This is a genomic window from Nocardia inohanensis NBRC 100128 (genome assembly GCF_001612945.1).
In the GTDB taxonomy this organism is placed as follows: Bacteria; Actinomycetota; Actinomycetes; order Mycobacteriales; family Mycobacteriaceae; genus Nocardia; species Nocardia inohanensis.
In genome coordinates this window covers 92,860-112,896 of sequence record NZ_BDBK01000011.1, presented here as the reverse complement: position 1 = coordinate 112,896, position 20,037 = coordinate 92,860, and the positions used below count along the sequence as shown (strand labels likewise).

At 67.6% G+C, this 20,037-nt stretch carries 18 protein-coding genes; 11 read left to right on the top strand and 7 right to left on the bottom strand.

Features of this window, described 5'->3' with window-relative positions; genetic code table 11:
- The gene (locus NI1_RS22245; protein ID WP_157535265.1) at positions 1-3,669 is read right to left on the bottom strand and encodes an AfsR/SARP family transcriptional regulator; all 3,669 of its coding nucleotides are present in this window, start codon (positions 3,667-3,669) and stop codon (positions 1-3) included.
- Between the two features lie 178 nt (positions 3,670-3,847).
- On the opposite strand from NI1_RS22245, the gene NI1_RS22240 reads away from it, so the two are divergent.
- Complete coding sequence (locus tag NI1_RS22240) at positions 3,848-4,639, top strand: SDR family oxidoreductase (RefSeq protein ID WP_067824404.1); 792 nt, start codon at positions 3,848-3,850, stop codon at positions 4,637-4,639.
- A 16-nt stretch (positions 4,640-4,655) separates the two neighbouring features.
- Positions 4,656-5,111, top strand: a complete 456-nt coding sequence (locus NI1_RS22235; RefSeq protein ID WP_067824236.1) for a T6SS immunity protein Tdi1 domain-containing protein — start codon at positions 4,656-4,658, stop codon at positions 5,109-5,111.
- A 4-nt stretch (positions 5,112-5,115) separates the two neighbouring features.
- Here NI1_RS22235 and NI1_RS22230 read toward each other — a convergent pair whose 3' ends face one another.
- Both NI1_RS22230 and NI1_RS22225 read right to left on the bottom strand, forming a co-directional pair.
- Positions 5,116-7,095: a molybdopterin-containing oxidoreductase family protein gene (locus tag NI1_RS22230; RefSeq protein WP_067824234.1), complete on the bottom strand. Its 1,980-nt coding sequence runs from the start codon at positions 7,093-7,095 to the stop codon at positions 5,116-5,118.
- 64 nt (positions 7,096-7,159) lie between these two features.
- Positions 7,160-8,059 carry a TIGR03619 family F420-dependent LLM class oxidoreductase gene (locus NI1_RS22225; RefSeq protein WP_067824232.1) on the bottom strand — a complete coding sequence of 300 codons (900 nt, stop codon included), beginning with the start codon at positions 8,057-8,059 and terminating at the stop codon, positions 7,160-7,162.
- A gap of 175 nt (positions 8,060-8,234) precedes the next feature.
- Between NI1_RS22225 and NI1_RS22220 the strand changes: the two genes are divergently transcribed.
- Genes NI1_RS22220 through NI1_RS22210 form a run of 3 tightly spaced genes read left to right on the top strand, consistent with a single transcriptional unit; the run spans position 8,235 to position 10,172 of the window.
- Positions 8,235-8,597 (top strand): YciI family protein, encoded by a 363-nt coding sequence (locus tag NI1_RS22220; protein ID WP_067824229.1) that lies wholly within the window; start codon positions 8,235-8,237, stop codon positions 8,595-8,597.
- A 7-nt stretch (positions 8,598-8,604) separates the two neighbouring features.
- Entirely contained in the window at positions 8,605-8,934 is a 330-nt protein-coding gene (locus tag NI1_RS22215; RefSeq protein WP_067824226.1) for a YciI family protein, read from the top strand.
- Positions 8,931-10,172 (top strand): RNA polymerase sigma factor, encoded by a 1,242-nt coding sequence (locus tag NI1_RS22210; RefSeq protein ID WP_067824223.1) that lies wholly within the window; start codon positions 8,931-8,933, stop codon positions 10,170-10,172. Before NI1_RS22215 ends, NI1_RS22210 begins: the two co-directional genes overlap by 4 nt.
- A 102-nt stretch (positions 10,173-10,274) precedes the next feature.
- Here the strand turns inward: NI1_RS22210 and NI1_RS22205 are convergent, their stop codons facing one another.
- Positions 10,275-11,504 carry an acyl-CoA dehydrogenase family protein gene (locus NI1_RS22205; RefSeq protein WP_067824221.1) on the bottom strand — a complete coding sequence of 410 codons (1,230 nt, stop codon included), beginning with the start codon at positions 11,502-11,504 and terminating at the stop codon, positions 10,275-10,277.
- Between the two features lie 26 nt (positions 11,505-11,530).
- Complete coding sequence (locus NI1_RS22200) at positions 11,531-12,919, bottom strand: acyl-CoA dehydrogenase family protein (RefSeq protein WP_439957290.1); 1,389 nt, start codon at positions 12,917-12,919, stop codon at positions 11,531-11,533.
- 221 nt (positions 12,920-13,140) lie between these two features.
- On the opposite strand from NI1_RS22200, the gene NI1_RS22195 reads away from it, so the two are divergent.
- Positions 13,141-13,401: a hypothetical protein gene (locus NI1_RS22195; protein ID WP_157535263.1), complete on the top strand. Its 261-nt coding sequence runs from the start codon at positions 13,141-13,143 to the stop codon at positions 13,399-13,401.
- A 69-nt stretch (positions 13,402-13,470) separates the two neighbouring features.
- Positions 13,471-14,901: a glycosyltransferase family 39 protein gene (locus tag NI1_RS22190; protein ID WP_067824213.1), complete on the top strand. Its 1,431-nt coding sequence runs from the start codon at positions 13,471-13,473 to the stop codon at positions 14,899-14,901.
- Positions 14,902-15,258: 357 nt separating this feature from the next.
- Here the strand turns inward: NI1_RS22190 and hisN are convergent, their stop codons facing one another.
- Together hisN and NI1_RS22180 are read right to left on the bottom strand one after the other, a co-directional pair.
- Positions 15,259-16,044, bottom strand: a complete 786-nt coding sequence (gene hisN, locus NI1_RS22185; RefSeq protein WP_067824402.1) for a histidinol-phosphatase — start codon at positions 16,042-16,044, stop codon at positions 15,259-15,261.
- A gap of 69 nt (positions 16,045-16,113) precedes the next feature.
- Positions 16,114-16,707, bottom strand: coding sequence for an NADPH-dependent FMN reductase (locus NI1_RS22180; RefSeq protein ID WP_067824211.1), 594 nt, complete (start codon positions 16,705-16,707; stop codon positions 16,114-16,116).
- Positions 16,708-16,863: 156 nt separating this feature from the next.
- Between NI1_RS22180 and NI1_RS22175 the strand changes: the two genes are divergently transcribed.
- From NI1_RS22175 to NI1_RS38090, 4 genes are all read left to right on the top strand, one after another.
- Positions 16,864-17,721: a helix-turn-helix transcriptional regulator gene (locus tag NI1_RS22175; RefSeq protein ID WP_067824209.1), complete on the top strand. Its 858-nt coding sequence runs from the start codon at positions 16,864-16,866 to the stop codon at positions 17,719-17,721.
- A gap of 150 nt (positions 17,722-17,871) precedes the next feature.
- The gene (gene prfB / locus NI1_RS22170; RefSeq protein WP_067824400.1) at positions 17,872-18,996 is read left to right on the top strand and encodes a peptide chain release factor 2; all 1,125 of its coding nucleotides are present in this window, start codon (positions 17,872-17,874) and stop codon (positions 18,994-18,996) included.
- Between the two features lie 6 nt (positions 18,997-19,002).
- A complete protein-coding gene (locus tag NI1_RS22165; RefSeq protein WP_067824206.1) occupies positions 19,003-19,860 on the top strand; it encodes a mechanosensitive ion channel family protein in 858 nt (285 codons plus the stop codon).
- On the top strand, positions 19,847-20,014 hold the full coding sequence (locus tag NI1_RS38090) for an Rv3103c transmembrane domain-containing protein (RefSeq protein ID WP_157535262.1): 168 nt from the start codon (positions 19,847-19,849) through the stop codon (positions 20,012-20,014). Before NI1_RS22165 ends, NI1_RS38090 begins: the two co-directional genes overlap by 14 nt.
- The last annotated feature ends 23 nt before the right edge of the window (positions 20,015-20,037 follow it).

The following is a 20,037-nucleotide window of genomic DNA, read 5'->3' as shown; positions in this document are numbered from 1 at the left end:
CTACCGGGCAAGATCGTCGTCGACCCCTCCAACCCCATCGCCCCCGACGGCAACGGCGGATTCGTCAAGACCATCGCCGCCGACCAGTCCTCCGGGCAGCTCCTGGCGGCCCTGCTCCCCGACGGCACCGCCCTGGTCAAAGCGTTCGGCACGCTCGCCGCGGAGTCGCTGACCACCGCCGCCCACCGCGACCCGCGGGCCGTCGGGTTCTACGCCACCGACGACGACAGCGCGGGTGCCGCCGTCGAAACCTTGATCAGCGCGGCGGGATTCGAACCCGTGCGGGTGGGCGGGATCGACGCGGCCATCCGGATCGAGGTCTTCGGCGACCTGCACGAGTTCGGCGGACTCGGGCATCCCGTCGCCCGCGCGGAAGCCGAAGCCGTGCTCCGGCAACGAGTCTGAACCAGCGCGGAGCATGGCGTCGATCTCGGCGAGTTCGAGTGCGGAGCCGATTCGCTCGGCCAGCGCGCGAGCCTCACACAGCAACTCCCAGGCTCGGGCGCGGTCACCTTCGGCCCGGTGCAGACGGGCCAGATCGATGAGTGCCGGAAGCAGCTCGACCGGGCTGTCCTGCGTGCGCAGCACACCGACGGCCCGGTCCAGCAGCTCCGGGGACGGGCCGCCGGGCGCGGCCAAAGCCTGTGCGCGCAGCGCTCTTCCGATGGTCGCCGGCGTATTCCAGCGCCGAGCGAGCGCCAGCTCGTCGTCCGCGAGCTCGCGGGCTCGTTCGTGTTCGCCCAGACGCACCAACTCGATCGCCGCGGAACTGCGCCAGGGGATGTGCGCCGGATTGGTTATGCCCACCGCGCCGACTCGCCGTCCGCATTCCAGGAAATAGCCCACCGCCGTACGGGATTCGCCACGCGCGACGCACAGCAGCCCCCGAATATGAACGGCGACCGTCCATTCCCACGTCGCCGGATTGGCCGCGGCGGTGCGCTGATCCAGCCAGCGCTCGGCCTCGTCGAGCCGGCCGAGGCCGATCAATGCGTGCGCGTACTGGGCTGCCAGCGTGGCGGGCGGCGTCACGAACCGGTCGTCGATATCGCCCAGCACCGGTCCCAGTTCCGACAGCACCGCACGGTACGCGCCCGCGCGCAGCATGATCTCGGCGCGCAGAATGGCCCGGTAGGTGTCGATGGCGCCGAAATGCTGATCGGCGCGCTGCTCGGTCAGGTTCAGCGCGGCGGACAGTTCGCCGTTCCACATCCGCAGATGCGCCAGCATTCCGAGCAATCGGCAGGGGATCATTTCTTCCGCGTGCTCGAGCGCCAGCCGGTGCACCGCGGTACGGGCATCGATCCGGACGCCGAAGGCATCGGCCCAGGTGAGGATGGCGGAGGAGATCAGATCGGGCGCCGGCCGCGAACGCAGTTCGGCGACCAGGCCACGCCAGGTCGAGGCCGAGAGCCCGGCGATCATCCACATGGACGCGCGAATCTCGGCGGCCGCCTCGCGATCGCGCGGTTCGGTCTCGGCGATGACGGCAGCGAGCAGCCGCATGGCCGCGGTCGCCTCCTGGCGGGTGGCCATGGTCCAGGCCAGCGGGACGGCCGCGGTGGGGCCGGCGGCATGCTCGCGCTGGCTGCGCAGCGCCTCGTCCAGATGTGCTCGCGCCGCGGCGGGATTGGTCCACAGCTCCAATTGCCCCAGCCGGACCAGCAGATCGTCCCGCTGTTCCGGCGTGCAGATGCGCAGGGCCAGCTCCAGCCAGCGCACCGCCTCGGCGATCAGGCATTCGCGCAGGCATTCCTCGGCGGCGTCGATGAGCACCACGGTCCAGCGGGCGTAGCGCGAACCGCACAGATCGCGCAGATAACGTGCGACATGGCGCGCCGGATGGCCGATGCTGCGGTCGTGCTCGGCGGCGGCCGTGCAGAACTCCGCGGACTCCTCGCGCCTGCTGAGCCAGTGAATGGTGTTGGCGATCAAGGGATGCCGGGTCCGGGGCGGCTCGGCGGCGGCGAGAACACCGGCGTCCGTGAGCAATTCGCAGCGGTGCCGCACCTCGCTGGGCGGCTGGTCGCAGGCCGCGGCGAGGGTCTCCACACTCGGATCGAACTGCTGGAGCGCGGCCAGGGCCCGCATCATCCGGGCCCCGCTGTCCGAAAACCCCTGTAGGAGACGGTTGGTCGCGCGCGAGTAGCGGCCGTCGAGCATGCGATCCGGTACCCGGGTACGGTCGGCGCGCTCGGCCATGTCCGCGATCAGCGCGTCGACGAGCAGGGGAATCTCGGCGGCGGCGCGTTCGATCTCCACGGCCAGCTCCGGCGGGCAGGACAGTCCGGTGCGCCGCTGGTACAGATCGGCGATGGCGGCCGGGCTCAACCGCCGCAATCGAAGCACCTGCGCCGCAATCGGTTCCAGGCGACTGTGCAGGTCCACGACGCGTTCATCCCAGAAGCTGCCGTCGAGAGCCACGACGATCAGGGCCCGGGCGGTACGCAGCGCGGGCGCGACGGCGGCCAGCGCTCGGGCCGAGCGCTCATCCATCCGGGTCGCGTCGTCGACCAGCACCAGCAGGTTCTCGGATCGACGCGCCAGGGTGTCGCGCAGTTGCGCGGTCAATGCTTCCTCGTGCGTGATCGGAGCCACGCCGTCGAGGCGGGACAGCAGTTCGTTCGCGAGATCGGCGCGATCTGCGGTCAGGTCTATCCGCAGCGCGTGCGGATATCGCCGCGCGATCTCGTCGAGCAGCGCGGTTTTGCCGTAGCCGGGGCGGCTGGTGATCACGACCAGCCCACCGGCACCGGCGGCCGCCCGGCTGGCGCAGGCGTCGATGGCGGCGCTCTCCCTATCGCGATCGACGAAGTACGGGTTGGGTGAATTATGTTCCGATACCGGAGTATTCGGCTTCGCCGGGACGATCGCCGCAGTCGCCCGCGGCGCTACATCCGGTTCCCGGCCGGCGAGAATGCGGTCCTGAAGCTCACGCAGCTCCGCACCGGGTTCGACGCCGAGTTCATCCACCAGCAACCGCCGGGTATCGCGATAGACGGCCAGCGCCTCGGAGCGCCGGCCACGATCGGCGAGAGCCCGCATCAGCACCGCGCGCAAACGCTCCCGCAACGGGTGCTCCCGCACCAGCGTCCGCAGGGTGTCGATCGCCTCATCGGCGCGTCCCAGCGTCACCGCGAGTTCGAGGCTGTCCTCGAAGATCGCGAGCCGCCGCTCCGCCAGCACGGCCCGCTGCTGCTCGGCCCACGGACCCGGAATACCCGCCAGCGGTTCGCCCGAGCACAGCGCGAGCGCCTCGGCATACCGTCGCGCGGCTTCCTCTCCCGCACTCGATCGGCGAGCCAGCACCGCCTCGGCTACCAATCGGTCCAGCACCCCGATATCGAGCTGATCGTCCTCGATGCGCAACTGGTAGCCGCCGTGCCCCGACAACAGCACACTCGGCGGGGTCCGCGGGGGCCGATCGGGCTCCAGCACCCGCCGCAAAGCCGAAATATGGGTCTGGATCACCGCATTGCCGCTGGCGGGCCGCTCATCCTCATACAGCGCGTCCAACAGCGCCGAAGCCGAAACCCATTGCCGCCGCCGCATGGCCAGCACCGCGAGCACGCCCCGTCGCTGCGGCGGTCCCAGCGGCCGGGTACGCCCGTCCAGCCGCGCCTCCACCCCGTCCAGCAGGATCAGCTGTAGCGCGCCGGCCCGACCCATCGAACTCTCCACGCCTTAGCAATCTGTTCACCCAGAGCAACGAATGGGTTATCCCGACAAATCAACCCGTGACTTTACCGGCCCGGCCCGGCCGCGCACCGCCGACCCCGCGGCGGTGTTCCCGGCGATCGAGGCGATTCGCACTCGCGAGCCGGTCGGTCCGCCGCAGAATCATTGGATGGAGGACCTTTTCGACTATTCCGGCCGTACCGTCTTCGTCGCCGGTGGCACCAGCGGCATCAACTTCGCCATCGCCGAATCCTTCGCCCGTGCGGGGGCGTCCGTGGCGGTGCTGTCGCGCCGTCCGGACAAGGTCAAGACCGCCGTCGACCGTCTCGGCGAATACGGCATCACCGCACTGGGTTTCGCCGCTGACGTGCGGGATTTCGACGCTGTCGACTCCGCGCTCACCACCACCCAGGCCGAGCTGGGCGAGCTGGATGTGGTGATCTCGGGCGCCGCCGGGAACTTCCCCGCGCCGGCCGACTCCATGTCGCCGCGGGCGTTCGCGGCGGTGGTCGATATCGATCTCAAGGGCACCTACAACGTGTTGCGCGCCGCGCACCCGCATCTACGCAAACCCGGGGCCGCCGTCATCAATATCTCGGCTCCGCAGGCCACCGTGCCGATGAGCTTCCAGGCGCACGCCTGCGCCGCCAAGGCCGGGGTGGATATGGTCACCAAGGTCTGCGCGCTCGAATGGGGTCCCGCCGGTATCCGGGTCAATGCCATCGTGCCGGGGCCCATCGCCGATACCGAAGGCATGTCCCGGCTCGCGCCGACGCCCGAATTGGCCGGTGCCGTAGCCGATTCCGTACCACTGGGGCGCTACGGCACCACCGATGACATCTCCGCGTGCGCGCTGTGGCTGGCTTCGCCGCACGCCTCCTACATCAACGGTGCGATCATTCCGGTGGATGGCGGCTGGTCCCTCGGCGGTGCCGCCGTGCTCACCCGGGGCGCTCCATGAGTTGTATTGTGCGCGTGTGGAACTGATCAAATCGTTCACGCCGGACCAATACGCCGACGCCCTGGACACCTGGGAATGGATCGGCCTCGACGGCAAAGCGCCCCTGTTCACCTCGCTCTTCGGTGACATCTTCCTGCGCGCCGACGACGGGATCTGGTGGTTGAACACCATCGACGGCGAGTTCGAACGGGTGTGGGATTCGATCGACGCACTCGAAGCCGAGCTCAATACCGCTGACGGGCAAGCGAAGTACCTGATGGCCGAGCTGGCCGAGGAGCTCGAACGCCGCGGCCTGGTGCCCGGCGCGGACGAGATCTACGACTTCACCCATCCGCCGGCGCTGGGCGGCGAGCTCGATCCCGACAATGTGGATCTCACGAATATGGCCATGGGCGTGAACATTCTCGGCCAAATCCACGATCAACTGCGCGCCGTGCCGCCCGGCGCGCGAGTCAATATCGAATTCTCCTGACCGGCTACCGGACCATCGCCGGATCCCGCGGGGTGATGTGCACGCGGTTGTCGTGGAACACCGCGCCGCCGCCGAAGTCCGCATCGCGTTCGGCGATGGTCGAGTTCACGGTCGCACCGCCGGAGAGCTTGGCCCAGCGGCCCTTGGTGGTCGCGGCTACGCCGGGGCGGACCGCATCGGAGACCGCGGCGATCGCATCGAACGAGCCGCGAGCGTTGGCGACCGTGATCGCGACGCCGTCCGCGATGCCGAGGGCGGCCGCATCCTGCGGGTGCAGGGTGACGGTGGATTCGCCTGCACGGCGGCGCAATTCGGGGTTCGCGCCGAAGGTGGAGTTGAGGAAGAAGTGGGATGCCGCGGAGATGAGCACCAGGCCGTCACCAGGATCCGCGGGCGGGGTGTAGCCGGCGAGCGGATCGTGTCCGGCCTTTTCCGCGCGCCAGGAGACGAACTGGAGTTTGCCGTTCGGGACGGGGCCCGGCTCGACCTTCAGGAAGCCCTCGGCGCGCAGCCGGTCGATGTCGTGGCCCTTCAGCAACTGCTGGGCCAGTTCTTCGTCGGAATCGTAGAGCGCCGGTTCGGTGAGGTTCATGGTCCGGGCCAGCCGGCGGAAAGTCTCTGTGGTGGAAAGGCATTCACCGGGCGGGGTGACCGCCGGTTCGTTCCACACCATGTAGAGGTTGCCGTAGGCGGCGATCACATCGAGATGCTCGGGCTGCATGGTGGCGGGCAGCACGATATCGGCGTAATCGACGGTATCGGTCGGGAAGTGTTCCAGCACAACGGTGAACAGGTCCTCGCGAGCGAGCCCTTCGCGCACCCGGCGCTGATCCGGGTTGGACGCCACGGGATTCGCGGCGATCACGAACAGCGCCTTGACCGGCGGACCGTCGATATCCAGCAGCGCTTCGCCCATCCGCGTCATGGACAGTGTGCGCACCGGATTCGGCAGCAGGTCGTAGCGGGCCAGCTCGGAGAGGTTGAACTTGAAGTGCCCGCTGGTCGAATAGTGCAGGCCGCCACCGGGAATCGCCCAGTCGCCGGTGACGCCCGGCAGGCAGGCGAGGGTCCGCAACGCCATCCCGCCGCCCGCATGCCGTTGAATGCCCTGCGAGACCCGGATCGAGGTGGGCCGGGTGGTCGCGATCCGCTCACCGAGCGCCACGATCCGCTCCACCGGCAGGCCGGTGATCTCGGCGGTTCGCTCCGGCGTGTATTCCATTACCCGGGACCGGAATTCGTCCCAGCCGTCGGTGTGCTCGGCGAGAAAGGCATCGTCCTGCGCGCCCATCGAGATGACGATCCGCATGAGCCCCAGCGCCAGCGCCGCATCCGTACCCGGCAGCGGCGCGAGATGCTCATCGCAGCGTTCGGCCGTCCGCGTGCGCACCGGATCGATCGCCACCGTGTAGGCATCGCTGTCCTGCACGAACTTCCAGCCGTGATGCCCCGAGGTGAGCGGGTTCGTGCCCCACACCAGGATCAACTTCGACTTCGCGAAATCCTCCGGATCCATTCCGCCCGAAGTGCCCAGCGTGTACTTCAACCCGGTCGTGCCCGCGATTGAGCAGATGGTCGGATCATGCAGCGAAGCGCCCAGCGCATTGAAGAACCGCCGCCCCGAAAACCCTTCCAGTCCTTGGATATATCCGAGGCTGCCGGTTCCGTGGAACGGCCAGATGGCCTCCGCCCCGTGCTCTTCGATGATCCCGCTCAACCGCGCGGCGATCTCCCCGAGCGCCTCGTCCCAGCTGATCCGCTCGAACCGGCCCTCGCCCTTCTTCCCCACCCGCCGCATCGGATAGGTGATGCGCTCTCCGGAGTTCAACTGCTCCAGATACCGGTTCACCTTCACGCACAGCGCCCCGCGCGTGATCGGATGCGCCTTGTTCCCGCGCAGCCCGACCGCGACCCCATCCTCGACGTCCACCACCCAAGAACAACCGTCCGGGCAATCCAGCGGGCAAGCTCCCAGCACCTTCACCCGCTCGATCCTAGGCGGCCCCGCGAACCGGCCGCCTGCCCAACATTCCAGGGTGGTGAGGTGGTCAGCCCGGTATCGGCAGGCTGAGCCCGGCCGCGAGCGCTTCCAGCAGTTCCACCTGCTGCTCGGGGAGGGACGGAATGAGATGTAGTGCGATGTGCATCTCGTCGGCACCGACGGACGCGGCGTGTTCGAGGTCTTTCAGAACGGTTTCGGTGAAGGCGCGGGGCGAAAGCCGGTGACGCGCGGGGATCACGTTCACCACCACGGTGCCGGTGCCGCCGGCCGCTCGATACCAGCGGATATTGGTCCGGGTGTCCTCCCAGTCGATCGCGGTGGTGATGAAGCCGTCCCCGATGCGGGCCGCCCGTTCGATGGTGCGCCGGTTGATCGCACCGATGAACACGGGGATGGTGCCCGCATACGGTTTCGGGCCGACCATCGACATCGGAATCCGGTAGTGCTCGCCCTGGAATTCGACCGGGTCGGGGGCCCAGCAGGCCCGCATGGCGGCGATGTGCTCGACGAATCCGGCGCCGCGGCGACCCACCGGCACGCCCGCCGCGACGAACTCCTCGGGAATGTAGAACGGTGGCAGCCGGGTGCCGCCGCCCTGACCGACGCCGACATCCAGCCGCCCCCGCGACAGCCGATCGAGCGTGGCCAGCCTGCGCGCCAGGATGACGGGCGGCTGGAAGATCGAGTTCACGATGTCGGTGGTCACCCGGATCCGCCGGGTGTGCGCGGCCGCCCAGGTCAGCACCTCCAGCGAGTCCCAGGCGTGCGCCTCGGGCAGACCCGCGTCGTTGTTCCAGTGCGGTCCCGCGGGGATCAGCATCCGATCGCTGGCCGAAACGGCATGGAATCCGAGCCTTTCCACCGCCTGAGCCACCGTGACGACGGCGTCGGGGCCGGCGTAGGGCTCGATGTACGGCAGGCTGAAGCCGATCTGTGGCAGGTTCATTCTTGATCTCCCGTGGATCGTTGTCGGGTGCGGAACGCCCAGGTGTGGCGTCCCGTTCGGGAGATAGTCGGAGCCGTGGCGAGATTTTTGCGGTCGGCGCGCAAGAATGCGTCATCGGCTCCGACTTGATGGTGAACGGCGCACAGGACGCCGACCGATCGACAGAGGAGACAACGTGAAGTTCTTGCTGATCATGCACAGCAACCCGCAGGTCTGGGAGGCGCTGACCGAGGAGGAGCGCACCGAGGTGATGCGCGGCCACGGCGCGTTCATGGACACCGTCACCAAGTCCGGGGAACTGATCAGCACCGCCGCGCTGGCCGATCCGTCGCAGAGCGCGGTGGTCCGGGTGCGGTCCGGCGTTCCGGCGGTAACCGACGGGCCGTACCTCGAGGCCAAGGAGTACCTCGGCGGCTACTACCTGGTGGAGTGTGAGAACCGGAAGCGGGCTTTGGAATTGGCGGCGCTCATCCCGGACGCCGCCGTCGACGGCCTCGGCATCGAGGTGCGGCCGGTGGTCTTCGCGGCCGACCATTGAGCACGCCGTGAAGTTCCTGCTGAACCTCTATCTGCGCGCAGCGGCGCTGCCTGGGGACCACTTCGACCACGAACGGTTCCCGGCGGCGCCCGGGGAGTTGATCAGCGCTCACCTGTTCGCCGATCCGTCCATCAGCGCCGTGGTTTCGGTGTCGGACGGTGTCGTGACCGTGACCGAGGGGCCGTATTCGCGCACCCCGGATTACGTCGCCGGCCACTACCTGATCGACTGTGAAAGCCGCGAGCGCGCAGTGGAATTGGCGGCCACGTTGTCGCGTGATCACGATGCCGGCGTGGAGGTGCGTCCGCTGATGGATTCGGCAGGGATGGAGATGTGAACGCCCCCGCACCACTCGAGAACCTGCTGCGCGAGTTGGCGCCGCAGGTCCTCGGGGCCCTGCTGCGCCGCTACGGCGGTTTCGAGGAGTGCGAGGATGCGGTCCAGGAGGCCCTGCTCGCCGCCGCGATGCAATGGTCCGCCGACGGCATCCCGGAGAACCCGCGCTCCTGGCTGGTCACCGTCGCCGCCCGCCGCCTGGTCGATCAGGTCCGCAGTGAGCAGGCCCGCCGCCGCCGGGAGGCGACCGCGGCAGTACGCGAAGGGCCCGCCGATCTCACACCGACCCCCGGCGACGAAAACCCCGCCGACCAGGACGACACGCTCGCACTGCTATTCCTGTGCTGCCATCCGGCCCTGACGCCCGCCGCCCAGGTCGCACTCACCCTCCGCGCGGTCGGCGGCCTCAGCACCGCAGAGGTGGCGCGGGCTTTCCTCGTGCCCGAGGCCACCATGGCCCCCCGGATCAGTCGCGCCAAGCAGCGGATACGTTCCGCCGGAGCATCTTTCGCGATGCCCAGCCCCCCGGAATGGTCGGCCAGGCTGGACGCCGTCCTGCACGTCCTCTACCTGATCTTCAACGAGGGCTACACCGCCAGCTCCGGCCCCGATCTGCACCGCGGCGAACTCACCACGGAGGCCATCCGCCTCACCCGCATGCTGCGCCGTTCCCTCCCCGATGACGGCGAGGTAGCCGGCCTGCTCGCGCTGATGCTGCTGACCGATGCCCGCCGCCCGGCCCGCACCGGCCCCGACGGCACCCTGATCCCGCTGGCCGAACAAGACCGAACCCGTTGGGACACAACCCTGATCGAAGAGGGCACCGCCCTGATCACCACCGCCATGTCCACTTCCCCCCTCGGCCCCTACCAACTCCAAGCAGCAACCGCCGCCCTCCACGTCCAAGCCCCCCGAGCCGAAGACACCGACTGGGAACAAATCCGCATCCTCTACGGCATCCTCGCCCGCATCGCCCCCAACCCCATGGTCACCCTCAACCACGCAGTCGCCGTAGCGATGACCCAAGGCCCCCAAGCCGGCCTGGACCTCCTCAAAGAACTCGACACCGACCCCCGCATGACCAACCACCATCGGCTCTACGCCGTCCGAGCCCACCTCCAAGAGCTGGCCGGCGACCACCCCGCAGCCCGCACGAACTACGACCTGGCCGCCCGCCACACCACCAGCCTCCCCGAACAACGCTACCTACGATCCCGAGCCGCCCGCCTAGCCCGATAGCCGTTCCAATTCACCGGTTATGCCGATGATTCCGCTGGTATCGGGAACGAAAAAACCGGTGTGGCCCGCAGTGGGCCACACCGGTTTTCGTTGGTGCAGTTCTTACTTCAGCTTGTCGGAGCCGAGGCCGAGGACTCGGCGGGCGACGATGAGCTGCTGGATCTGCTGGGTGCCTTCGAAGATGTCGAGGATCTTCGAGTCGCGGCTCCACTTTTCCAGGAGGGTGCGCTGGGAGTAGCCGGTGGTGCCGGCCAATTCGACGGCTTTCAGCGTCACATCCGTGCCCATGCGGCCGGCCTTGGCCTTGGACATGGAGGCTTCCAAGGAGTTCGGCTTCTTGTTGTCGGCCATCCAGGCGGCGCGGAGGGAGAGGAGGTAGGCGGATTCGTAGTCTGCCTCCAGGCGGAGGAATTCCGCGGCGGCGGCGTGCTGGTTGTTGGCGGGCTTGTCGTAGGAGATTTCTACGCCTGCTTCTTCGAGGACCTTGCGGAGTTCCTCGAGGGCGGCGCGGCCGACGCCGACCGCCATGGCGGCCACGAGGGGGCGGGTGTTGTCGAACGTCTGCATGACGCCGGCAAAACCCTTCTCCACGTTGACTTCCGGGGAGCCGAGGATGTTGTCCTTGGGGATGCGGCAGTCTTCGAAGCGGATCTCGGCGGTGTCGGAGGCCTTGATGCCGAGCTTGTGCTCCAAGCGGGACACGGTGAGGCCCTTGGCGTCACGGGGGACGACGAAGGACTTGATGGCGGCACGGCCGAGGGAGCGGTCGACCGAGGCCCAGACCACGATGTGGGTGGCGCGGGAACCGGCGGTCACGAAGATCTTGGTGCCGTTGAGGACCCACTCGTCACCGTCGAGGGTGGCGGTGGTGGTGACGGCGGCCGAGTCGGAGCCGAAGGACGGTTCGGTGATGGCCATGGCGGCCCACACCTTGCCGAAACGCGCCAGCTGCTCGTCGGTGGCGACCGCGGCGATGGCGGCGTTGCCCAGGCCCTGGTAGGGGATCGACAGCATCAGGCCGACGTCGCCCCAGGAGGTCTCGAGGGCGTTCATCAAGGCGGACATGTTGCCGCCGTTGGTGTTTCCGAGCAGCTCGGTGGCGTGTGCGTCCTTGTCACCGTCGACCGAGCGGCCGCCGGTGGCGCCGGAGATCTGCTCGGTGCCGGAGTCGGACAGGCCCTCGACCATGGCGGCCATGGTGTCCAGCTCGACCGGGTATTCGTGCTCGGCCAGGTCGTACTTGCGCGAAGCCGGGCGGAAGATCTCGGCGGCAACCTGGTGGGCCTGGTTGGCGCTGGCCCGCAGCTTCTTGGGGAGTTCGAGATTGATCATGGTGGTCTCTCCGTTGAGAAGTCGGGTCAGATGAGGACGACGCCCTCGGCGATGCCGACGGCACGAAGATCGCGGTACCAGCGCTCGACCGGGTGCTCCTTGGTGAAGCCGTGGCCGCCCAGCAACTGCACGCCGTCCAGGCCGATCTGCATGCCCTTGTCGGTGGCCAGCTTCTTGGCCAGCGCCGCCTCGCGAGCGAACGACAGGCCCTGCTCCGCGCGTGACGCACCCCGCAGGGTCACGAGACGGAGACCGTCGAGCTCGATGGCCATATTGGCGACCATGAAGGCGACCGCCTGCCGGTGGGCGATGGGCTCGCCGAACGCCTCGCGCTCCTTCACGTACGGAATCACGTAGTCCAGCACGGCCTGACCGGTACCGATGGCCAGCGACGACCAGCCCAGGCGGGCCAGGCGCACGGCGTCGGCGTAATCCTCGGTGCGCTGCGCCACCTCGGCGTCACCCAGCAGGGCGGTGGCGGCGACAGCGACATTGTTGAGCAGCAGGCGACCCAGTCCGGCGGCGCGCAGACCCATCGACGGATCGGCCTCGATGACAACGCCTTCGGTGTCGGCCTCGACGATGAAGAACGCGGGACGACCATCCAGTTCAGCGGCGACGATGAACAGCTCGGCGTCACCGGCGGCCGGCACCAGGCTCTTCACGCCGTTGAGGCGGAAGCCGCTGGGGGAACGGGTGGCCTTGGTCTTCAGGGCGAACGGGTCGAACAGCGCGCCCGGCTCGGAGATGACGACCGAGGACTGCGGCACGTTCTCGCCGGTGAAGGCGCCCAGGTAGGTCTGCTGCTGGGCGTCGGTGCCCCACTGGGACAGCGCGACGGCCACACCGGACGGCGCGAGGATCGGCAGCGCCAGACCCATGTCGCCGTGCGAGAGCGCCTCGGCCACCAGGGAATTGGTGACCGCGCCACGCTCGGAGGCCGCGCCTTCCAGCTCCTCGGGCACATTGATCAGGGTGATGCCGAGCTCGGCGGCGCGCTCCAGCAGGTCGCGCGGGGCCTTGGCGGCATTGTCCGCGTCGTAGGCCGCGGGCCGCAGGATCTCGGCGGCGAACTCGCGCACCGTCTCGACGATCATCTGCTGCTCGTCGGAGGGGGTGAGGTCGAAGTAGTCCTTCTTGCGAGACTCGTTCGCGGGCAACCGCTTCGGCGCGCCGCCGCCGGCGACCTTCTCGAAGGCCCGGGTGGCCGCGCCGAGGGTGCGGAAGCCGGTCTTGGTGCCTTCGTAGGTCAGCCGTTCGATGGGCTTGCGCAGGTTGTACTTCTCCGCGAGCGGCGACCCGGTAATGGTCGTCATGACCCGCATGGCCGTGCCCATCCAGTCGCGCTTGACCGGGTTGAGGCCGACGGCGGAGGTATCCCGCTTCGTTGCGGTGTCTCGAGTGCTCATCATCACCAGTTTTCTTGAGTGTGGAGGGTGATCCTGCCCAGCAATCTTACTCCAGAGTAAGACTATCTTACTCCAGAGTAAGAAGAACCGTCGAGCGTTGTCGAATCGGCAGGTAGAAGCGGTGGTTTTCGGATATTCCGGAGATAGTGAAACAAACTTCCTTCAGACGGGCGGCGATTGGGTTACCGTGGCGGCGCACCATCCCCCAGGAAACGAAGGTCTTGCATATGAAGAAGACAGTCATCGGCGTGGGCGGCGTCGCCGCGTTCACCCTGCTCGGTATGCCCCTCGCCCAGGCCGCGCCGGCCACCGGCCTGCCGCTGGAGCCGGTCGCGGGCATCGAGCTCGGATCCAACGGCAGCCCGGCCGCCGACACCACCATCGGCCTCGGCTCGGTGGCGGTAGGCTCGGCCGCCCCGGGTGGCCCGTACGTCGAGTTCGGCTCGGCTCGCTACTACCTCGGCACGGGTTCGGTCGCGCTGCACTGACCCCATCCGGGCATCCTGGCGTCGGGGCCGCAGCACCCGGCGTTCACCGCGAACAGGCAGGGTGGCCGAATGTATTGGGTGGGTGGAAGTTTCGCGCTGCTCCTGCTGGTCTACGCGGACCGCTACGGCTACCACCGTGACGAGCTGTACTTCCTGGCCGCCGGTCGCCGGCTGAACTGGGGATACGCGGATCAACCGCCCCTGGTGCCATTGCTGGCGCGAGCCATGTCGGCGGTGAACGCGGAATCGGTGGCGGTATTACGACTTCCGGCGATCGCGGCGGCCGTGCTGGTCGTGCTCTGCGCGGGCTGGATGGCGCGAGAACTCGGCGGCGGCCGCCTCGCGCGCGCCCTGGCCGCGGCCGCGGTGGCATCGGCGGCGCTGCTGTTCGGGGCCGGGCATCTGCTCGGCACAACGATTTTCGATCTGGCCGTCTTCTCGGCGATCCTGGTGCTGACACTGCGGCTGCTGCGCCCCGAGACCGACCGGCGCTGGTTGCTCGTCATCGGGGTGCTGGCGGGGCTCGGCTTGCAGGTCAAGGCGCTCACCGCGATTCCATTGCTGCTGCTGGCCTTGGCTTTCGCCTGCGCCGGACCCCGGAAGATATTCGCCACCAAATACTTTCCCCTGGCGCTGGTCCCGGCGACGCTGATCGCGCTGCCGTATCTGGCGTGGCAGGCCCGAAACGGCTGGCCGCAATGGGAATTGAGCCGCGCCATCGCGGGCGGATCGTCCGGCACCTCCGGCTCGCGCGCCGAGTTCGTACTGTTGCAGTTCGGCCTGATGGGCCCACTGTTGGTGCCGCTGTGGATCTTTGGGCTCGGGTGGCTGTGGCGGCAGCGTGAATACCGCGCCTTCACCATTGCCTACCTGCTGCTGTTCACCACCTACCTGCTCACCGGCGGCAAGGCGTACTACCTCGGCGGTATGTATCCGCTCCTGCTCGCCGCCGCCGCGACCGGCCTCGAATCGAAGTTGACGGGACATCGAATCCGGCTCGCCGCAACCGGTTCCGTGATCGCGGTCAATGCCGTGGCCTGCGCCCTGCTCTTCCTGCCGGTGCTCCCGGAAACCGCGCTTCCCGGCTCCCCGGTGCTCGCCGTGAACTACGACGCGGGGGAGACCATCGGCTGGCCGGGGTACGTCCGGCAGCTCGCCGAAGCGCGTGCCCGCGTCGCTCCCGACGCCGAAATCCTCACGGCCAATTACGGAGAAGCCGGTGCCGTGGAGCGCTTCGGCTCCGAATACCAGCTGCCGGTACCGCACAGCCCGCACAACTCCTACTGGTGGTGGGGCCCGCCGGCCGATGGCCGCCCGGTGCTCGTGGTCGGTATGAGCGAGCAGCGAATCGCACTGTTCTGCAAGGATTTTAAACTAGTCATTCACCTAAGTAATGAGTTCGACATACACGCCGACGAGTACGACGCGCCGGTGTACCTGTGTAGCCAGCCGCTGGATTCATGGGCTGAATTGTGGCCTGGTCTGCGGCGACTGGGATAGCCATCGCGCATGCTCGGATTCATAGGATGACATGTCAAAAGCGCTGTCCTACACAGTGATTCACAGCATGGTGAAGTTTGTATAACAGGACTTCATTGCGGTTATTTCGTTGCGGTTACGGCAACTGTCAAGGGCCACTACGTTTTTGGGCGAGACGAAAGGAGGATTGCTCATGTTGTCAGGACTCGTCTCTGTGGTAACCAGTCTGCTCAGTGGTCTCGTCGGTGTTCTCATCGGAAGCCCCGGTGGAGGCTCCGGCTCGGCCTAACGAGCTCGAATACGAAAGAGCACCCCCCGTGTGTACGACGGGGGGTGCTCTTTCGTTATACCGGAAGCTCGGACCGGCAGGCCGCAGGATCAGGCGGACAATGCCGCCAGCACTTGGTCCTGTAGCCGGGAATTGGTGGCCACCGCACTGCCGCCGTGCGGTCCGGGCACGCCGTCCAGGGAGGTGAAGGTGCCGCCGGCCTCGCGGATCAGAATGTCGAGCGCCGCCATATCCCACAGCGACAGTTCGGGTTCGGTGGCGATGTCCACCGCGCCCTCGGCCAGCAGCGTGTAGCCGAAGAAATCGCCGTAGCCGCGCACCCGCCACACCTCGTCGGTCAGCACCAGCAGCTTCTCCCGCCGCCCGATGGCCCGCCACCCCGACAGGCTGGAGATGGCCAGGCTCGCCGCGCCCAACTCCGCCACCGCCGATACCGAAATCGGTTTGGCCGCACCCTTTTCGAAGCTGGTGAAGGCGCCCGCACCGGCCGCCGCCCACCAGCGCCGGGACAGCGCCGGGGCGCTCACCACGCCCACCACCGGCACGCCGTCCTCCAGCAGCGAGATGAGCGAGGCCCACACCGGCACGCCGCGCACGAAGTTCTTGGTGCCGTCGATCGGATCGATCACCCACTGGCGACCGGTGAATTCGGCATCGCCGCCGAACTCCTCGCCCAGCACCAGGTCATCAGGGCGTTCGCCCTTCAGGATGTCCCGGATCTCCCGCTCCACCGCCAGGTCGGCGTCGGAGACCGGCGTCAGATCCGGCTTCGAGTCGATCTTCAGATCCAGCGCGCCGAACCGGTCGCGCGTAATGACATCGGCGGCGTCGGCCAGCCGCAGGGCGAGTTCGAGATCTTCGGAGTAGGAGCTCACCTGCGACACGTTAGTGCGTGTCAGTGAACATTGCGTGACGGCAGCGAACCCCGGGCATCCAGGGCGTTCTCAGGCCGGGACCGGCGTCTTGCGGGCGGCGGCCAGCGCGGCGCCCCACCAGTGCAGCTGATCCAGCATGCCGCGCGCCGCCGCCTCCGGACCGGACGGTTCGATCGGCTGTCCATCCTGGTCGAACAGCAGGAAGTACTTGGGGAACGCGACATAACCCTGCACGGTGTGCGCGTGCAGCTCCCCGAGCACCTGACGCAGATGCTCCATCGCCAGGATCCCGCCGGTACCGCCGCCGTACCCGACGAAACCGACGGCTTTGTGATTCCACTGCGTGTAGTGCCAGTCGATCGCGGTCTTCAGCGACGCCGGGTAACTCCGGTTGATATCCGGGGTGACCACGATGAAGGCATCGGCCGCCGCCAGCCGCTCCGCCAGCTCCTCGGTGCCCGCCGGGCGCACCGGATTCGGTTCCATCAACGGCGAGACCGCGGGCAGTGCGTGCGGCAGCGGGTAATCGGCCAGATCGATGACGTCGACCTCGAATGCCCCGTGCTGCCGGGCCTGCTCGGCCGCCCAGTTCGCCACCACCGGACCGAAACGCCCCTCGCGGACGCTGCCGATGACCACCGCGAGACGAAGAGTGTTGCTCATGGGACTGCTCCTTCGAGTGTTCGCCGCGACCGGATCGGCCGCTCGGCAGCAACATTGCCGCGCCGGAAGAAGCGGAGGGAGACCATCTCGAGGGTGGTAGTGAGAGGGATACCCTGGGAACCGATTTCGCTTGCCCGGCCTTGCTACCTTCGACAGGTGAGCGATAACGAGCTGGGACTCTTCCTACGATCGCGCCGGGAAGCGGTCACGCCCGCCGAGGTGGGGCTGCCCGCCGGAGCGCGTCGTCGCACGCCCGGACTGCGCCGCGCGGAGCTGGCCACGCTCGCCGGGGTCAGCATCGAGTATCTGACGCGGCTCGAGCAGGGCCGGGATCGCAATCCGTCGCCACAGGTGTTGTCCGCCTTCGCCGATGCGCTGCGGATGACGCCCGCGCAGCGCGTGCACCTGCTGCGGCTGGGCAAGGCATCGGATCCGACCTTCAATTGCATGGGCGGCCAGGGTCCCAACCGGCGGGTGCGTCCGGCGGTGCGGGCGATTCTCGATCAGCTCGAGCCCGCGCCCGCCGCGCTCATGAACCGGCTCAGCGAAATCCTCGCCTGCACAGCGGGTTACGAGCGGCTCTTCGGTCCGATCGGACTCCTCGACGACGGTCTGCCCGGCAATTACGCCCGCTTCGTGCTGTCCGATCCGCGGGCGCGCGCGGCGTATCCGGATTGGGAACACAAGGCGGACAAGGTGGTAGCGACGCTGAAGCAGGGGCCCGGGCGCGCCGACCCGCAGGTTCGCGCCCTCATCGACGACTTCACAGTCCTGGTCGGCCCCGAATTCACCCATCGCGTGGAGACCATCCCGGGCCTGCCCGACACCAACGGTGTCGGTCGCGTGCGTCACCCGGACGTCGGCGAGCTGCGCCTGGCCTACGAGACCCTCGAACTCTCCGCGGACGACGATCAGCACGTGATGATCTACCTCCCGGCCGATGACGCCACGGCCGCCGCGCTCGACCGCCTGAACGGCCGTATCCCCGGGAGCCTGCGCGCTGTCGCCGGTTGAACTGATTTCGTAAGGATCGGGGTAACTCGCCGGGGACGTCCAGAATTTAGCTCGGATCCAGACCGCCGGCACGCGTTGCCAATGGTTCACGGCACCCGGTTGGGCGCCGAAGTTTCGGGGAGGCGGTGGAGACTAGTAGCCTTGAACACCGTGCATCCTGACGTCGCCGCTGATCTTGCCGAACTCGACTCGACCTTGAAGACGGTCGAATCGGTGCTCGATATCGACGAATTGGCTCGTCGCATCGACGAACTCGAGCACCAGGCAGCGGACCCTGAGCTCTGGAACGACCAGGAACATGCCCAAAAAGTGACCAGTGAGCTCTCGCATGCGCAGAGCGAGCTGCGGCGCGTACGGGACCTGCGGCAGCGGCTGGAAGACCTGCCCGTGCTGTACGAATTGGCCGAGGGTGAAGAGGGCGACGCGCGTACGCAAGCCCTCGCCGACGCCGACGCCGAGCGTGCCTCCCTGCACGCCGATGTCGAGGCCGTGGAGGTCCGCACCCTGCTGGCCGGCGAGTACGACAAGCGTGAAGCGCTCGTCAACATTCGTTCGGGCGCGGGTGGCGTGGACGCCGCCGACTGGGCCCAGATGCTCATGCGCATGTACGTGCGCTGGGCCGAACGCCACAAGTACCCGGTCGAGATCTACGACACCTCCTACGCGGAAGAGGCCGGCATCAAGTCCGCGACCTTCGCGGTCAAGGTGCCCTATGCCTACGGCACGCTGTCGGTCGAGATGGGCACGCACCGCCTGGTGCGCATCAGCCCGTTCGACAACCAGGGCCGCCGCCAGACCTCCTTCGCCGAGGTCGAGGTGCTGCCCGTGGTCGAGACCACCGACCACATCGACGTCAACGAGAACGAAGTCCGTGTCGACGTGTACCGCTCGTCCGGCCCGGGTGGGCAGTCGGTCAACACCACCGACTCGGCGGTCCGACTGACCCACATCCCGACCGGCATCGTCGTCACCTGTCAGAACGAGAAATCGCAGCTCCAGAACAAGATTTCGGCCATGCGGGTGTTGCAGGCCAAGCTACTCGAGCGCAAACGGCAGGAGGAGCGCGCCCAGATGGACGCGCTGAAGACCAACGAGGGCGCGAGCTGGGGCAACCAGATGCGTTCGTACGTCTTGCATCCCTACCAGATGGTCAAGGATCTGCGTACCGCCTACGAGGTCAACAACCCCACCGCCGTGCTCGACGGCGATCTCGATGCTTTCATCGAGTCCGGCATCCGCTGGCGTATGCGGGAGCAGCAGACAACCCAGGGGTAAGGCTTTATGAGTTCGATTCTCGCCGCCGGCACCGGAGCCGATATAGGTAATTGGGTCCGGTCCAGCGGACTCGAGATCGTCCTGTTGATCGTCGGTGCGATGCTGTTCAGCCGCGCCGCAACCTTTGTGCGCGACCGGATTACGCGCAAGATCGACGCCACCTTCCGCTCCAGCGATTCGCTGGTGCGGTCGGAGGCGGCCAAGCACCGGCATGCGCTGGCCCAGGTCGTCACCTGGGTGGTGCTCTCCATCGTGTACTTCCTGGTCAGCCTGGAAGTGTTGCAGCGCTTGGGATTCCAGCTGACTGGTCTGGTCGCGCCGGCCGCCGTGCTCGGTGCCGCACTGGGTTTCGGCGCCCAGCGCATCGTGCAGGATCTCCTCGCGGGATTCTTCCTGATCACCGAAAGGCAGTACGGCTACGGCGATGTCGTGCGCATCGCAGTTACTGGCTCGGCACTGGACGCGGAGGGTACGGTCGAGGACGTCACGTTGCGCATCACGACATTGCGTAGCGCCGACGGCGAAGTGATCACCGTACCGAACGGCCAGATCGTGAAAGTGACCAATCTGTCGAAGGATTGGGCGCGTGCGGCAATCGACGTGCCCGTCCCCGCGACCGCCGACATCAACAAGGTCAACGAAGTCCTGCACGATGTGGGCGCGAAAGCCTTCGCCGACCGCAAGCTGAAGACGCTGCTGCTCGACGAGCCCACCGTGATGGGTGTCGAAGATCTCACCGTCAACCAGATGAATATCAAGATGGTCGCCCGGACACTGCCGGGCAAACAGTTCGAAGTCGGGCGTGAGCTGCGCGTGCGAGTTGCCGCGGCGCTACGCCGGGAGGGTCTCAGTGAAAACACGTAAGTCCACGGCGATCCTGCTCACCGTATGGATCGCCACGTTCGTGCTGTACCTGTTCGTCAAGCCCGATACACAGAGCCACACCAACTACACCCCGATCGTGAACACCATGCTCAGCAACCACCTGTCTGGCACACCTGAGCCATCCACCCGCTAACGGCGTGTCTGCGCGGCGTGGCC

Bases quoted from the DNA above. Each gene is read 5' to 3' on its own strand.
- NI1_RS22245 (WP_157535265.1), bottom strand. From the start codon at position 3,669: ATGGGTCGGGCCGGCGCGCTACAGCTGATCCTGCTGGACGGGGTGGAG.
- NI1_RS22240 (WP_067824404.1), top strand. From the start codon at position 3,848: ATGGAGGACCTTTTCGACTATTCCGGCCGTACCGTCTTCGTCGCCGGT.
- NI1_RS22225 (WP_067824232.1), bottom strand. From the start codon at position 8,059: ATGAACCTGCCACAGATCGGCTTCAGCCTGCCGTACATCGAGCCCTAC.
- NI1_RS22205 (WP_067824221.1), bottom strand. From the start codon at position 11,504: ATGATCAATCTCGAACTCCCCAAGAAGCTGCGGGCCAGCGCCAACCAG.
- NI1_RS22195 (WP_157535263.1), top strand. From the start codon at position 13,141: ATGAAGAAGACAGTCATCGGCGTGGGCGGCGTCGCCGCGTTCACCCTG.
- NI1_RS22190 (WP_067824213.1), top strand. From the start codon at position 13,471: ATGTATTGGGTGGGTGGAAGTTTCGCGCTGCTCCTGCTGGTCTACGCG.
- NI1_RS22180 (WP_067824211.1), bottom strand. From the start codon at position 16,707: ATGAGCAACACTCTTCGTCTCGCGGTGGTCATCGGCAGCGTCCGCGAG.
- NI1_RS22165 (WP_067824206.1), top strand. From the start codon at position 19,003: ATGAGTTCGATTCTCGCCGCCGGCACCGGAGCCGATATAGGTAATTGG.